Raw genomic sequence first — 14,659 nt, 5'->3', positions numbered from 1 at the left:
TAAGATGAAAGCTCTTGAAGGCGTCAAGATCCTCGATTTCACGCATGTTCAGTCGGGGCCGACCTGTACCCAGCTACTGGCTTGGTTCGGTGCAGATGTAATCAAGGTGGAGCGTCCCGGTGTTGGTGACGCTACCCGAAAGCAGCTTGTAGACGTTCCCGGCGCGGATTCGCTCTACTTCACGATGCTGAACCACAATAAGCGGTCGATCGAGTTGAATTCAAAGCACGAGACCGGCAAGGAAGTTCTGACCCGGTTGATCGAAGAATGCGATGTGATGGTCGAGAACTTTGCCCCCGGCGCGCTGGATCGTATGGGCTTCACCTGGGAGCGCATTCAGGAGATCAACCCAAAGATGATCCTGGCCTCGGTCAAGGGGTTTGGCCCGGGTAAGTACGAAGACTGCAAGGTCTACGAAAACGTTGCGCAATGCGCTGGCGGTTCGGCCTCGACCACGGGTTTCCTTGACGGTCCTCCAATTGTGACGGGTGCGCAGATCGGAGACAGCGGAACCGGGCTGCATCTGGCCTTGGGCATCGTGACCGCACTCTTTCAGGCTGCCCGGACGGGCAAGGGCCAGAAAGTTTTGGCGCCGATGCAGGATGGCGTGATCAACCTTTGCCGAGTGAAGCTGCGCGACCAGCAGCGTCTCGCGGCCGGTCCGCTCAAGGAGTACTCGCAGTATGGCGCCGGCATCGAATTCGGAGACGCAACACCGCGCGCTGGCAACGACTCCGGTGGCGGTCAGCCCGGTCGCATTCTCAAGTGCAAGGGCTGGGAAACTGACCCCAACGCATACACGTATTTCATTACTCAGGCAGCCGTCTGGGACAAAGTATGCGATGTGATCGGTGAGCCGGGTTGGAAGGACAAGGAAGGCTACAAGACACCGCCGGAACGTCTGAATAAGCTTGATGCGATTTTTGAGCGCATCGAACAGTGGACGATGACCAAGACCAAGTTCGAAGTCATGGATATCTGCAATCCGTTGGACATTCCTGTTGGCCCGATCCTTTCGACCAAGGAAATCATGGAAGATGATGGCCTGCGCGCCACCGGAACCATTGTCGACGTCGATCACCCCGAACGCGGCCGTTACACCTCGGTTGGTTGCCCGATCAAGCTTTCGGAAAGCCCGGTCGAAGTCACACGCTCCCCGTTGCTGGGCGAGCATACGACGGAAATCCTGCAGCAGGTTCTCGGTTATGACGGCGAGGATCTGGCCCGTGTCATCGACTCTGGCGCGGTCGGGCAGGTGAACAAAGAAGCTGCCGAATAAACCAAATCTTGACGGAGATGCCGCGAAGAAGCGGCCTCCGATCAATGGGAGGAAAAAATGCGACTAATCGTGATGGGGCAGCAAGCCTTCGGGAAAGATGTGCTTGAAAAGCTCCTGGATACCGGAACCGATGAAGTGGTGGCCGTGTATTGTGAGCCCGACAAAGAGGGAAAGCCGGTCGACCCGATCAAGGATTTTGCTCTGGAGAAAGGGTTGCCGGTTCATCAACCCGCAAATTTTGATGACCAGGCAGCATTGGATCAACTGGCAAGTTTCAATGCCGATCTGATGGTCATGGCGTTCGTTAATGTCTTCGTGCCGGAAGCTGCACGGGATACACCAACCCATGGATCCATCTGCTTCCATCCGTCTCTGCTGCCCTTGCATCGGGGGCCGTCGGCAGTGAATTGGCCAATCATCATGGGATCCACTAAATCAGGGTATTCTTGGTTCTATCCGTCGGATGGCCTCGATGAAGGTGACAGCCTTTTGCAGTGGGAATGCGAGATCGGTCCAAACGACACTGTGATCGATCTCTACTTCAAGAAGATCTACCCGCATGCGGTCGATAGCGTGCTGACAGTCTGTGACCTTTTCCGCAACGGGAATCCGCCAAGGATTGTACCGGACGAAAGCCAGGCGACGTACGAACGGCGCTGCAACAAGAACCACGCCCGGATCGAATGGCATCGGCCTGTTGGCCAGGTTTACAACCTGATCCGCGGCACAAACCCTGCTCCAGGAGCATGGACAACTCTCGACGGCGTTGAAGTCGGCGTTTTCGATTGCGTCCCGGTTCCGGGCGATGGGATCTCGGGCCGCGTCCGGGAAATCACCGATGAAGGCGTGTCCGTCCAATGTGTCGGCGGTCGCATCCTCATTAAAAGAGTACGTCCGGCCGGAGAAGGAAAGATCTCTGCTTCGGAATGGGCAGCGTCCGTTGGGCTGGAACCCGGCGCCACGCTCGGCAAATAATCGTCACCTTTAACACCGGAAGAATAACCATGTCTGACATTGAAATTGCCCGCGCCGCAAAAAAGAAACCGATCCAGGAAATCGGCGCAAAGCTCAACATTCCTAACGAGCATCTGCTTCCCTTTGGCCACGACAAGGCCAAGGTTTCCGAAGAGTTCATCAAGGCTCAGCAGGACAAGAAGGACGGACACCTGATCTTGGTGACCGCCATTAACCCGACACCTGCCGGCGAAGGCAAAACAACCACGACCGTGGGTCTGGGTGATGGTCTGAACGCCATTGGCAAGAACGCGGCGATCTGTATCCGAGAAGCATCGCTTGGGCCCTGTTTCGGTATGAAGGGGGGCGCTGCCGGCGGCGGATATGCTCAGGTTGTACCGATGGAGGATATGAACCTTCATTTCACTGGCGATTTCCACGCGATCACAAGCGCTCACAACCTGCTGGCCGCAATGCTGGACAATCACATCTACTGGGGCAATGAGCAGCAGATCGACATCCGCCGCGTCGCTTACCGACGCGTGATGGATATGAACGATCGCGCCTTGCGCCAGATCGTCTGTAACCTTGGCGGTGTTGCCAACGGTTTCCCGCGCGAGGCCGGCTTTGACATCACCGTGGCTTCGGAAGTCATGGCCATCCTCTGTCTGGCCAATGACCTTGCGGATCTGGAAAAGCGTCTTGGCGATATCATCGTCGCCTACCGTCGCGACCGCAGCCCGGTCTACTGCCGTGATATAAAGGCAGACGGCGCGATGACCGTTCTGCTGCAACAGGCCATGCAGCCGAACCTTGTGCAGACGCTCGAAAACAATCCGGCCTTTGTGCATGGCGGCCCGTTCGCCAACATCGCGCATGGCTGTAACTCGGTCGTCGCAACGACAACGGCGCTGAAACTGGCCGACTATGTTGTGACCGAGGCGGGCTTTGGGGCCGATCTCGGCGCTGAAAAGTTCATGGACATCAAGTGTCGCAAGGCAGGTCTCAAGCCTGAGGCCGTGGTCATCGTTGCGACCGTGCGCGCCATGAAGATGAACGGTGGCGTGGCCAAGAACGACTTGGGCGAGGAAAACGTCGATGCGGTCGAAAAGGGTTGCCCGAACCTCGGTCGCCATATTGAAAACCTCAAGCAGTTCGGTGTTCCGACCGTCGTCGCGATCAACCACTTTGTCACCGACACCGATGCTGAGGTGCAGGCGATCAAGGACTATGTCGCCGGTCAGGGCTCCGAGGCGGTTCTTTGCAAGCACTGGGCCGAAGGTTCGAAGGGAACCATCGACCTCGCCAACAAGGTGGTCGAGATTGTCGAAAGCGGAGCTGCCCAGTATGCACCTCTGTATCCTGACGAAATGCCGCTGTTCCAGAAGATCGAAACCATCGCCAAGCGCATCTATCGCGCAGACGAGGTTCTGGCTGATGCCAAGATCCGCAAGCAGCTGAAGGATTGGGAAGACCAGGGATACGGCAATCTGCCGGTCTGCATGGCCAAGACGCAGTACTCTTTCACCACGGATCCCAACCGCCGCGGTGCTCCGGACGGCCACAGCCTGCCGGTTCGCGAAGTGCGGTTGAGTGCAGGCGCAGGATTTATCGTGGTGATCTGCGGTGAGATCATGACCATGCCGGGTCTGCCAAGAGTCCCGTCGGCGGAAGCGATCTGCATCAACGACGATGGCCTGATTGACGGATTGTTCTGATGGCCAGCAGCACGCTTCATACAATCATGATGCCTGTTCGCGGTGACGGCAGGGGGCCTGTGCTCTTTGCCCACGCCGCGGCGCTGGCCAAGCGCTTTGGTGCACATATCAAGGTTGTGCACTGCCACCCAAAGGCCGAGGACATGATGCCTTATGGCGTCGTTATCCCGGGTTTTCTGCGCAAGCAGATTGAAGAGGCTACTCAGCGAAGCGCGGATACGGAAGAAAACTTCATCCACGACAAGTTCTCGGCGGACGCTGTAAAACATGGCGTCCCCGAACAAGATCCCGAGTTGAACACGGCCACCGCCAAGTTCTACGAATACGAAGGAAAACAGGTGGACGCGGTGCGTCACTTCGGGCGACTGTCCGATCTCATCTGTGTTGCCAAACCGAGCAAAGAAGAAGATCTGGGTTTCAATACATTGAAATCAGCCCTGTTTTCGTCCGGAAGGCCGGTGCTGGTTTGTTCGGACAGCGACAATATCCCGCTCAATCTGGGACACCACGTAGCAGTAGGGTGGAATGGCTCTCTGGAAGCAAGCCGGGCTGTTGCGATGGCGATGCCGCTCATCGAAACGGCCGAAGCGGTAACGATCCTGACCGGCGGCAAGTCCGAGCATTCGGCGACGGCAGAAGAGTTCAGCGACTACCTCGCGCGCCGCGGCGTCGACTCTCAAATCGTGCAGTTTGCTGCCACTGGCAATGTCGGCCGGCAGTTGCTCGCCAAGTGTAGCGAGGTTGGCGCCGATATGTTGGTCATGGGCGCATACCACGACAGTTACGAGCGGGAATCTCTGCTGGGAGGCAACTCGGCAACCATTGTTGCCGAAGCGAAAATCCCGGTTGTGATGGTCCACTGACAGTAAGCAATGAACTTAAGAAGAGGAGGAGATCTTAGTTCCAATTCCGTTTTGACAACCATGTCACCTCGGCAATCAGCCAGGCACATCATGGTGGAAGCTAACCGAATTTGGCCAAAAATGGCCGTTCCTAGGGAGGACAATATGAAACTTTGGAAAACTCTGACGATGACAGCAGCAGCGCTGGCAATCAGCGCTCCGGCAGCGATGGCGGAATGGCAACCGCGTAAGCCGGTAGAGTTCATTATCATGGCAGGAACCGGAGGCGGCGCCGACCAGATCGCTCGCTTGCTTCAGGGTCTTATCCAAAAGAAAGGATTGAGCCCCAGGCCGTTTATTCCGATCAACAAGCCCGGTGGATCCGGCGCCGAAGCCCTGTCGTATATCAAGGGCAAGGAAGGCGACAACCACACGCTGCTGGTCGCTCTGAACAGCTTCTACACCACTCCGATCATTCAGGAAGAACTGGCAATCGACGTCACCTCGTTCGCACCGATCGGACGTATGGCGATGGACACGTTCCTTCTCTGGGTGAACACCGAACGTGACGACATCACCGATCTCGATAGTTATGTTGCAACGGTGAAGGGTGCCGACGGCACCTGGAAAGTCGGTGGCACCGGTTCGGGCCAGGAAGACTCGATCCTGACGGCGATGATGGAAAAAGAACTGGGATACAACGTAACCTATATCCCGTTCCCAGGTGGCGGCACGGTTGCCAAGAACCTTGTCGGCAACCAGATCGACTCGACCGTGAACAACCCGTCTGAGCAGATGGAATTCTGGCGCGCCGGAAACTCCAAGCCGCTCGTGCAGTTTAACGGCACACGTACGGCGCCGTTCGAGGACGTGCCGACTGCAAAAGAACTGGGTGTGGACATCGAGTACTACATGCAGCGTTCGATCTCCGGTCCGGCCGGAATGGATCCCGAAGCGGTGGCCTGGTATCAGAACCTGTTCAAGGAACTGTTCGACAGCCAGGAGTGGCAGGACTACTGCACCTCGGATGGTCTGACCTGTGACGAGTGGATCTCGGGTGACGATCTTGCAGCGTTCCACGACTCGCAGCTCAAGCGTCATGTTGAGCTGATCGAAGCCGTCGGCGCCGACGCGATCATGTCGAAGTAACCAAACCAATGTCTCCGGTCGGGAACGCCCCGACCGGAGAGTCACAGAAATACGGCCCGGATGTCACCGGGGCGGTTTCGCCAGAAATCGCAATGGCTGAAATCTACCGGTTGCCAGCGGAACACCGTTTTTATCCGGGTGTGGAGGAATATCATGTCTGTTCGTACAGCTGAGTTGATCATGGGGGTGTTTTTGTTGCTCGCCTCCTTTGGGCTGATGTGGAACGTAATAAGCGATGATCTGACCATCGGTTGGGTCGAAGGGCGTGGCCCAGGAGCGGGCATGTGGCCGTTCTGGCTGGCCACAGGTATGGCGCTTGCGTCGGTCTGGACAATCGTGCGCTGGTTTCAGGGCACAACACCTGAATCGCGCAACGAAGAGCCGTATATCGATCCGGAAACTGTGTTCATGGTCGGGATCACCATTGCTGCGATCTTCTTCCTGCTCGTGCTGACCAACATTATCGGTCTCTATTTCTCGATGATGCTGTTCCTCCTGTTTTACGTAAAAGGGATCGGACGGCATAGCTGGCCTCTGACGTTGTCAGTCGTCTTCGGTATGCCGGTCGCGATCTACATGCTCTTTGAAGTCGCACTAAACAAATACCTGCCGCGTGGGTTGCCGTTCTTCGAGAACATCTTCCTGCATATCGACGATTTCCGCTACGCGATCATGTCGTGAAGCCGGTCAGTCAGTAATCAACAGGGATAGTTCCAATGGACTCCATTTTAAGTTTGCTGGGCGCCGGGCTTCTCCAGTCGTTCGAGCCGCTCAACCTCGCGATGATCTTCTTTGGCTGCTTTGCCGGGTTGTTCATCGGTGCCATGCCCGGCCTCGGATCGGTCAACGGCGTTGCAATCCTCCTTCCGGTCACCTTTCTGGTGCCGCCAACCGCCGCTATCATCTTTCTTGCCGCGTTGTATTACGGTGCTATGTATGGCGGCGCGGTGAGCTCGATTACTCTGGGTATTCCGGGTGCCTCGACCGCCGTTGCCACCGTGTTCGATGGCCGACCGATGGCCCAATCCGGACGAGCGGACCAGGCCCTGATGGCTGCGGCGATCGCCTCGTTCATCGGTGGCACGATCTCGGTCATCCTGTTCACCGGCTTTGCGCCGCCGCTGGCGGAGTTCGCACTGAAATTCGGCCCGCAGGAAGAGTTTGCCCTCATGCTTCTGGCATTTGCGACTTTCATCGGGTTGGGCGGCGATGACATTCCGAAAACCATCTTTTCGATCATGGTTGGCCTTGTATTGGCTGCCGTCGGGTTCGACATCATCTCCGGTCAGCCGCGCCTGATCTTTGGCGGACTTGTCGAATTCCAGCGTGGTATCCCCTTCCTGGTTCTTGCTATCGGCATCTACGGGATCGGTGAGATGATCTGGACGCTCGAGCATACCAAGGGCAAAATCCAGATGCACAAGGTCGAAGTAGGCTTCAAGAAGATCATCAACAATCTGGCTCAGGTTAAGAAATACCTGCCGGTTTCGACGATGGGTTCCGTGCTGGGCTTCTTTGTGGGCACCTTGCCCGCGGCCGGCGCAACCCCTGCATCGCTGATGTCTTACGGGCTGGCCAAGAGCTTCTCCAAGGATGGCGACAGCTTTGGCAAGGGCAATGTGGCGGGTGTCGCTGCACCGGAAGCCGCCAACAATGCGGCATCCACCGGCTCTATGCTGCCGATGCTGACACTTGGTATTCCTGGTTCGCCGACTACCGCGATCCTGCTGGGTGGCATGATCATCTGGGGTCTGCGCCCTGGTCCATTGCTCTTCGCTGAGAGCCCGGATTTCGTCTGGGGCCTGATCGGCTCGATGTATGTCGCGAACTTCATGACCGTTGTTCTCAACATCGCGCTGATCCCGGTCTTCATCCGAGTTCTGGCAATGCCCTTCAGCGTTCTGGCTCCGATCATCTTCATCCTCTGTGTTGTCGGTGTCTTCGCAACGACCGACCGGATGTTCGACACCTACCTGATGCTGGGTCTGGGTATCGCGGGCTATCTTCTGCGCAAGCTCAACTACCCGGTTGCTCCGGCGGTTCTGGCTATCGTTCTTGGGCCCCTCACCGAGCGTTCGATGCGTCAGTCGCTGATTTCCAGCCAGGGTGATCCGATGACCTTCCTTGAGCGCCCGATCTCGCTGATCTGCATCCTGATCGCTATCGGTCTGGTCAGCTATCCGCTGGTCTCGAAGATGCTGAAAAAACGCAAGGAAGTTGAAACCGCCTAAATCCTGATTTCCGTGGCGAACAAGACTGGGGGCCTTCGGGCCCCCAACTTTTTTCGTGAAGAGGTTTCAACTTTCGTAGCGGGTGCTGCCCCTTCGGAATTCGTCCATAGGAAGTTCGACAAATAGCGGTTGGTGGGCCCGTTGGGTGCATGCCTGCCGGGGGCAAAGCTGGCAGTTGATACCGATCGGCGCATAAAGCTTGGGGTCCTCGAAATTGTAGCTGGATGCGTAGCGTAGCCGGTGCGCGTACCTTGCTTCGCACCCAAGGGCCAGTGTCAGCCTTCTGTCTTGTGTCTCTTCACTGAACACGGGGCGGTGCACCGTCCGACTGATAGTAAAATATCTCTCACCATCGGGCATCTCCACAAATTGAGGCATCACAACTCCGGGGGTGTAGAATGCGGTGTGAATGTTCCAGACCGGGCAGGAGCCTCCGTATTCCGCAAGATGAAAGGATGTCGAGTTGAAGCGCTTGATGACATTCCCGGCCTTGTCAATTCGGAGAAAGAAAAACGGGACCCCCCGTGCGCCTTCTCGCTGAAGGGTCGTAAGTCTTTGACAAACCTGCTCATAAGAGGTGCTGAACGCCGCCGCGATGCGATCAATATCATAGGATGTTGCCTCTGCCTCCTTGAGGAACCGGTCGTAAGGCATGAGAAAGGCAGCGGCAAAATAGTTTGCCAGTTCTACTCTCAGGCGCGACGGGGCATGAAGCGGCCCGATGCCACTCCGGTCAGCAATTTCCGTAAGCAGTTCGGGATATTCCACGAGGCAGAGAACATGTGCCAGCTGAAACACCCGATTAGCCGTGTTCAATGCCTGTGACAGATGCACCTCACGGGTCCGTTCATCATAGAACCGAAGCGCATCACCCAATTGATCAATCCGGCGAACGGAAATGGTAATGTTGTGATCTTTGCTCAGCCGCTGGCGCAACTCGTAGAACCTGTCCTCCGGTGAGGTATACGCCCCTCGCCATGCTTGTTCCGCGGCTTGTTCCAGCTCGGGGAAATGGTTCTCGTGGTCACGGAAAAAATCGTGAATCACGGTTTCCGGAGAGCTTTTCAGAAGCTCATCTGTCGAACTGTCACCGGCAAGCTGGAGAATCCTTTCCAGAGCGTTTCGGTGCGCGCCATGCAGCTGCAAGAAATAGTCGACCAGCCGGGGTGCATGGTCGATGGCGCCACGGATTTCCTGAAGGTCCGGTCGATCTCCGGTGAAAAGGGGATCCAGAACCGTATTTCGCAGGTCTGCGACCCGCCGGGCGCTTTCGTCTTTTGTCAGTTCGCGCCAATCCAGAGCATAAGCTTCGGCAATAGACATGAGCATCTGGACGGACAGGCTGCGCTGGTTGTTCTCAAGCAGGTTAATGTAGCTGGCACTGACACCAAGTGTGCGCGCCATTTCTGCTTGCGTCTGTTTCTGCTCGCGCCGAAGTTGGCGAAGGCGCGGTCCAATCAGGGTCTTGGGCAATATGGCAATCCTTACAGCATTACAATTTCATACCATGTAATATTTACTATACACACATTGACCTGTTTTCCCTTACGGAAACGCAGTTTTGTAACTATATTATTGTTAGTGATTGGGCTTTGCCCGGAATGAACAAAGGAAGAATTCATCATGGCATACAAGATTGTAATCCTTGGCGCCTCGTACGGGTCGTTGCTTGGCACAAAGCTGTTGATGGCAGGTCAGGATGTCACGCTTGTATGTAGGCAGGCGACCGCCGATCTGATCAATGCGGAAGGGACCGAAGTTCGCATCAAGCTGCGTGACGAGGCGGAGCATCGGTCTTTCAACTCAAACGATCTTCCTGGAAATCTTGACGCAAAGACGCCTGAGCAGGTGAACCCGGACGACTATGACATGGTCGCGCTCGCGATGTCGGAGCCGCAGTATTGCAACGACTCTATCGTGGCTCTTCTGGGCAAGATCGCAGCGTCGAAAAAGCCTTGCCTTTCGATCATGAACATGCCGCCTCTGCCATACCTGCGTCGGATCAAGGGATTGGACGCCAGTGGTCTGGAAGACTGTTTTACCTGCCCCTCGGCCTGGAGCGGGTTTGAACCTGGTGTTGTCACACTCTGTAGTCCCGACCCGCAGGCGTATCGGGTACCCGAAGAAGGCCCGAACACACTGCATGTCGGTTTGCCGACAAACTTCAAGGCAGCACCGTTCGAGTCGGACGAGCACAATGCCATCCTGCGTGACCTTGAAGCGGGAATCGACCAGGTTCGTGTCGATGGAAAGGAAGTTCCGGTCAAGCTTCGGGTGTTCGACTCGCTCTTCGTTCCGTTCGCCAAATGGAGCATGCTGCTGACTGGAAACTACCGTTGTGTCCTGTCTGACGGAGCCCGCCCGATTAAAGAGGCTGTTCACGAAGACGTAAATCTGTCGGAACGGATTTACGAAATGGTCAACGAGATCGTGGGCAAGCTCGGTGCGGATGCAAAGGACGCGGTGCCATTTGAGAAATATGCAAATGCTGCCAACGGTCTGCTGAAACCGTCATCGGCGGCTCGTGCGATCGAAGGTGGAGCCGACAGGATTGAACGCGTGGATATGCTGGTCAACCTGATCGCCGATCAGGTCGGTTTGTCTGCCTCGGAGCTCAGCGGGGTCGTCGAGACCGTCAACGCGCGGTTGGAGGCCAATCGGAAAAGCGCCGCTTGATGTGACGCAAAAAAGCCGTCGGTCGGGTATCCCGGCCGACGGTGCAAATCCGTGTGACTTCTAGGCCGAAGTCAGAGAGTGCGGAAGTTCTCAGATCTGGCAGCCGCATAACCGACGATCTGGTCGCGAGTCAGGCCCATATCTGCAAGTTGCCGATCGCTTGCATGCGAAAGGTTCTCCACGTCACGCGCCAACCGGTTCGATGCGATGATGGATTGAAAGAAGCCGTCAATGACGCGCAGTGGCGCAAGCGCCGCGCTTGCAAAGTGGACGGAGCGTGGGGCGTTGAAACTTGCTTCGGTGTTCTGTGCCATAGACTTAGCTTCCTCAGGCTTGACTATCGGACGCTAAGTATACTGCGTTGCAGCATTATCAATGTGCCGATTCCGCAAAGCCGCATTGCAGTCAGGGCATAGCTGGCGATTGAACCGAAGTTTTGCAGGTAAACTGGTGACTTGTCAGATCTGCTCAATGGCGCTTTTCTTGCGCAAACAGGCGCAGTCCGGGGGCAAAAAGAGTGTACAGTATTCGTCTATTCGCCAGCCGCCGCTCCAGATCGTTCGAATGGATCTACCTTCGGCTGGAATCGTTTATGGTCGGGCTGGATCCGTTGTTCCGGCGGATTGGATATCAACGCGTCGAGCGGGTTGTGGCGCCGGTTGAACGGGTGACGAAATCGCTTTTGTTTGACTGCCGGATGTGCGGCCAATGTGTGCTGTCTTCGACAGGCATGTCATGCCCGATGAACTGTCCGAAATCCATTCGAAATGGCCCCTGCGGTGGCGTCCGGCCGGGAGGCTTCTGCGAAGTCAAATCCGAGATGAGATGTGTGTGGGTCATGGCTTGGGACGGGGCTGCAAGAATGCGCAATGGTGATCAGATCAGAACAGTTCTACCGCCGGTCGATCACTCGCTAAAGGGATCGTCCGCATGGCTCCGGGCATCGCGGGAAAAGGCAGAGAGCTTGCGAGCCTCCAAGGATGCGCCGCGCAGCACGATGGCGAACGTCTTTTCCGGCGCGCGTCGCACCGAACCGACAACAACCCCACTTGCCGCCGAACCGACATCGGACAATCGGAAGGAAGACGGAAAGAATGTCTGAGCAGAAGGCCGCACCACCGAAGGAGATGGGGTATCGGGCCGGCAGCCGGTTGGAAAGGGTTCTGCGTGCTGGAAAGTTTGCCATTACAGCCGAATTGAACCCACCGGACAGCTCCGATCCTCAGGACGTTTTTGAGGCAGCCCGGCCTTTGTCAGAGATATCTGACGCAATAAATGCAACGGATGCGTCGGGCGCCAACTGCCATATGTCGTCTCTTGGCATATCAGCATTGTTGCTCAGGGCCGGTTACGAAGCGGTCATGCAGGTCTCCTGTCGGGACCGAAATCGAATTGCAATCCAAGGCGATGTTCTTGGAGCGGCAGCGCTGGGCGTGCGCAACATCCTGTGCCTGTCCGGAGATGATGTCTCGGTTGGTGATCAGCCCGGAGCGAAACCGGTATTTGATTTCGACTCCATCTCGCTTCTGCGGACACTGCGGAACATGCGTGACGAGGGGCAATTTCTGTCGGGGCGCAAGATTGATCACCCTCCGAAACTGTTCCTTGGTGCCGTCGAAAACCCGTGTGTCGATCCATTGAAATGGCGACCGGACCGCTTGATGAAAAAGGCGGAGGCGGGCGCCGATTTCATCCAGACAAACCACATCTTCGACATACCCCGGTTCAAGGCATTCATGACTCGGGTTCGGGATCTCGGCCTTGATGAGCGGTTGTATATCCTGGCGGGCACCGGTCCGCTTGTCTCGGCACGGACGGCCCGTTGGATGAAGAACAGAGTTCCGGGTATCCACATCCCCGAAAGCGTCATCGCAAGGATCGAACAGGCAAAAGATCCAGAGGAAGAAGGCAAGTTAATCTGTATCGAACTCCTGCAGGAGTTACAGGAAATCCAGGGTGTTTCGGGCGTTCATGTCATGGCGTATCGGCGCGAGAACATGGTGTCCGAAATTGTTCAGAATTCTGGAATTCTGAAACGCCGATCCGGCAAAACGGATCGGCGTATGGATGCCGGGAAGGATTGAAGGCAAACGGGATTAGGCGCTGGTCCTCTTACAGAAGTCCTTCGTTTCGCAGGATTTCCCGCAGGTTTGCTTCGGGCCGTGGGCCAATGTGCTGGATGACTTCACGGGCACAGACGCATCCGATGCGCGCGCAGGTCTCGAGATCGCGGCCGGTTGCCAGCCCGAACAGGAATCCGGCCGCAAATTGATCTCCGGCGCCGGTTGCGTCCACCGGAACAATCTTTTCTACCGGCAGGTCAATCCGATTATCCCCGCTCAAGACTGAAACACCGTCACCGGATCGTGTGCAAACGACCAGCGGGCAGATCGCAGCGGTTTTGGCCAGTGCAGCTTCCAGATCGTCGGTTTCGAACAGCGATTTGATCTCGTCTTCGTTGCCAATGACAAAATCCAGCTCGTTTTCGATCAGCGACAGAAAGTCCGCCCTGTGGCGTTCAACGCAGAACGGATCTGAAATGGCGATGCCAATTTTGCCTCCGCCCAAATGGCAGTCGCGAGCGGCTTCCAGAAAGGCCGATTTTCCCTTATCCTTGTCGAACAGATAGCCTTCGAGGAACATGATACCGGTGTTCCCGGCAACGGATTTGGGCACGTCGGTCGAGCTCAGTTCCGAGGAAATCCCCAGATAGGTGTTCATCGAACGCTCTCCGTCCGGAGAGACGAAAATCATCGACCGCGAGGTTGGCAACTCGCCACCTTCAATTGGTGGATTTACAAAGTCGACACCGTCTTCGTTCATCGCATCAGCATAGAAATGTCCCAAGGCATCATCATGGACGCGCCCGATAAAGGCAGCCTCGAGACCAAGCGCGCCGGCTCCCGCTATGGTGTTAGCAACCGAGCCACCCGGGGTCTGTACTCTTTCGCCCATTGCGGCATAAAGGACTTCGCCGCGCTCACGCTCGATCAGTTGCATGATGCCCTTCTCGATTCCCATTATCTCGAGGAAGTTGTCGTCACACTGGCTGATCACATCGACAACGGCGTTCCCGATCCCAACGAGTTGATAGGTTTTCATAGGTTCTTTTCCTCGAATTTGCACAGGTCGCGGATAAGGCAGGTGCCGCATAGCGGTTTTCGCGCTTTGCAGTGATATCGGCCATGAAGGATCAGCCAGTGATGCGCGTGTAACTGGAAGTCGACAGGAATATTGTCCTCTATCGCGCGTTCTACCGTTTCGACATCTTTGCCGGGACAGATCCCGGACCGGTTGCCGACCCGAAAAATATGGGTATCGACAGCCTGCGCCGGATAGCGCCACCACATGTTCAGAACGACGTTCGCAGTCTTGCGACCAACACCGGGCAGGGATTGGAGTGCCGCACGGGAGTTCGGGACGATCCCGTCATAATCCTCCACAAGGATGCGCGACAGCTTGATGACATTCTTCGCCTTTTGGCGAAACAACCCGATTGTCTTGATGTGCTCGATCAGGCCTTCTTCGCCCAGACCCAGCATTTTTTGCGGCGTATCCGCGATCTTGAACAGGTCTTTGGTGGCCTTGTTCACACCAGCGTCGGTGGCCTGCGCCGACAGAGCGACGGCGACGACCAAGGTGTATACGTTCACATGGTCGAGTTCCCCCTTGGGTTCGGGGTCAGCTTCCTGAAAGCGCGCGAAGATCTCGCGGATCGTATGGTAATCGAGTTGCTTTGCCATCTCGCTTCCTATGCCTGCGCTGCGCGGTCTGCACAAGATGCAACGTCTGTCACTGAGCAGGCGTTGC

14 protein-coding genes are annotated in these 14,659 nt (G+C 56.3%); 10 read left to right on the top strand and 4 right to left on the bottom strand.

Annotated features, from left to right (window positions below):
* The first annotated feature begins 4 nt into the window (after nt 1-4).
* From frc to ACP15U_RS19620, 7 genes are all read left to right on the top strand, one after another.
* Entirely contained in the window at nt 5-1,279 is a 1,275-nt protein-coding gene (frc, locus tag ACP15U_RS19650; RefSeq protein WP_425046723.1) for a formyl-CoA transferase, read from the top strand.
* A gap of 57 nt (nt 1,280-1,336) precedes the next feature.
* Nucleotides 1,337-2,254, top strand: a complete 918-nt coding sequence (locus ACP15U_RS19645) for a methionyl-tRNA formyltransferase (RefSeq protein ID WP_425046722.1) — start codon at nt 1,337-1,339, stop codon at nt 2,252-2,254.
* 29 nt (nt 2,255-2,283) lie between these two features.
* Nucleotides 2,284-3,951 (top strand): formate--tetrahydrofolate ligase, encoded by a 1,668-nt coding sequence (locus ACP15U_RS19640; protein WP_425046721.1) that lies wholly within the window; start codon nt 2,284-2,286, stop codon nt 3,949-3,951.
* Nucleotides 3,951-4,814 carry a universal stress protein gene (locus ACP15U_RS19635; protein ID WP_425046720.1) on the top strand — a complete coding sequence of 288 codons (864 nt, stop codon included), beginning with the start codon at nt 3,951-3,953 and terminating at the stop codon, nt 4,812-4,814. The genes ACP15U_RS19640 and ACP15U_RS19635 overlap by 1 nt, the downstream gene beginning before the upstream one ends.
* 144 nt (nt 4,815-4,958) lie before the next feature.
* Entirely contained in the window at nt 4,959-5,942 is a 984-nt protein-coding gene (locus ACP15U_RS19630) for a Bug family tripartite tricarboxylate transporter substrate binding protein (RefSeq protein WP_425046719.1), read from the top strand.
* A 153-nt stretch (nt 5,943-6,095) separates the two neighbouring features.
* Nucleotides 6,096-6,623, top strand: coding sequence for a tripartite tricarboxylate transporter TctB family protein (locus ACP15U_RS19625; RefSeq protein ID WP_425046718.1), 528 nt, complete (start codon nt 6,096-6,098; stop codon nt 6,621-6,623).
* A gap of 35 nt (nt 6,624-6,658) precedes the next feature.
* On the top strand, nt 6,659-8,173 hold the full coding sequence (locus tag ACP15U_RS19620; RefSeq protein ID WP_425046717.1) for a tripartite tricarboxylate transporter permease: 1,515 nt from the start codon (nt 6,659-6,661) through the stop codon (nt 8,171-8,173).
* Between the two features lie 66 nt (nt 8,174-8,239).
* On the opposite strand, the gene ACP15U_RS19615 is transcribed toward ACP15U_RS19620, so the two are convergent.
* The gene (locus tag ACP15U_RS19615) at nt 8,240-9,646 is read right to left on the bottom strand and encodes a helix-turn-helix domain-containing protein (RefSeq protein ID WP_425046716.1); all 1,407 of its coding nucleotides are present in this window, start codon (nt 9,644-9,646) and stop codon (nt 8,240-8,242) included.
* A 150-nt stretch (nt 9,647-9,796) separates the two neighbouring features.
* Here ACP15U_RS19615 and ACP15U_RS19610 point away from each other — a divergent pair, with 150 nt between their 5' ends.
* On the top strand, nt 9,797-10,849 hold the full coding sequence (locus ACP15U_RS19610; protein ID WP_425046715.1) for a ketopantoate reductase family protein: 1,053 nt from the start codon (nt 9,797-9,799) through the stop codon (nt 10,847-10,849).
* Between the two features lie 71 nt (nt 10,850-10,920).
* On the opposite strand, the gene ACP15U_RS19605 is transcribed toward ACP15U_RS19610, so the two are convergent.
* The gene (locus ACP15U_RS19605; protein WP_425046714.1) at nt 10,921-11,163 is read right to left on the bottom strand and encodes a DUF1127 domain-containing protein; all 243 of its coding nucleotides are present in this window, start codon (nt 11,161-11,163) and stop codon (nt 10,921-10,923) included.
* 203 nt (nt 11,164-11,366) lie between these two features.
* On the opposite strand from ACP15U_RS19605, the gene ACP15U_RS19600 reads away from it, so the two are divergent.
* Nucleotides 11,367-11,951, top strand: a complete 585-nt coding sequence (locus ACP15U_RS19600) for a methylenetetrahydrofolate reductase C-terminal domain-containing protein (RefSeq protein ID WP_425046713.1) — start codon at nt 11,367-11,369, stop codon at nt 11,949-11,951.
* On the top strand, nt 11,944-12,933 hold the full coding sequence (locus ACP15U_RS19595; RefSeq protein WP_425046712.1) for a methylenetetrahydrofolate reductase: 990 nt from the start codon (nt 11,944-11,946) through the stop codon (nt 12,931-12,933). Before ACP15U_RS19600 ends, ACP15U_RS19595 begins: the two co-directional genes overlap by 8 nt.
* Before the next feature lie 28 nt (nt 12,934-12,961).
* On the opposite strand, the gene ACP15U_RS19590 is transcribed toward ACP15U_RS19595, so the two are convergent.
* Nucleotides 12,962-13,951: an adenosine kinase gene (locus ACP15U_RS19590; RefSeq protein WP_425046711.1), complete on the bottom strand. Its 990-nt coding sequence runs from the start codon at nt 13,949-13,951 to the stop codon at nt 12,962-12,964.
* The gene (gene nth / locus ACP15U_RS19585; protein WP_425046710.1) at nt 13,948-14,592 is read right to left on the bottom strand and encodes an endonuclease III; all 645 of its coding nucleotides are present in this window, start codon (nt 14,590-14,592) and stop codon (nt 13,948-13,950) included. The genes ACP15U_RS19590 and nth overlap by 4 nt, the downstream gene beginning before the upstream one ends.
* Nucleotides 14,593-14,659: the final 67 nt, after the last annotated feature.

It is taken from the genome of Primorskyibacter sp. S87 (genome assembly GCF_049801055.1).
Classification (GTDB): Bacteria; Pseudomonadota; Alphaproteobacteria; order Rhodobacterales; family Rhodobacteraceae; genus JBNAGF01.
This window is presented reverse-complemented; position numbering and strand designations above follow the sequence as displayed.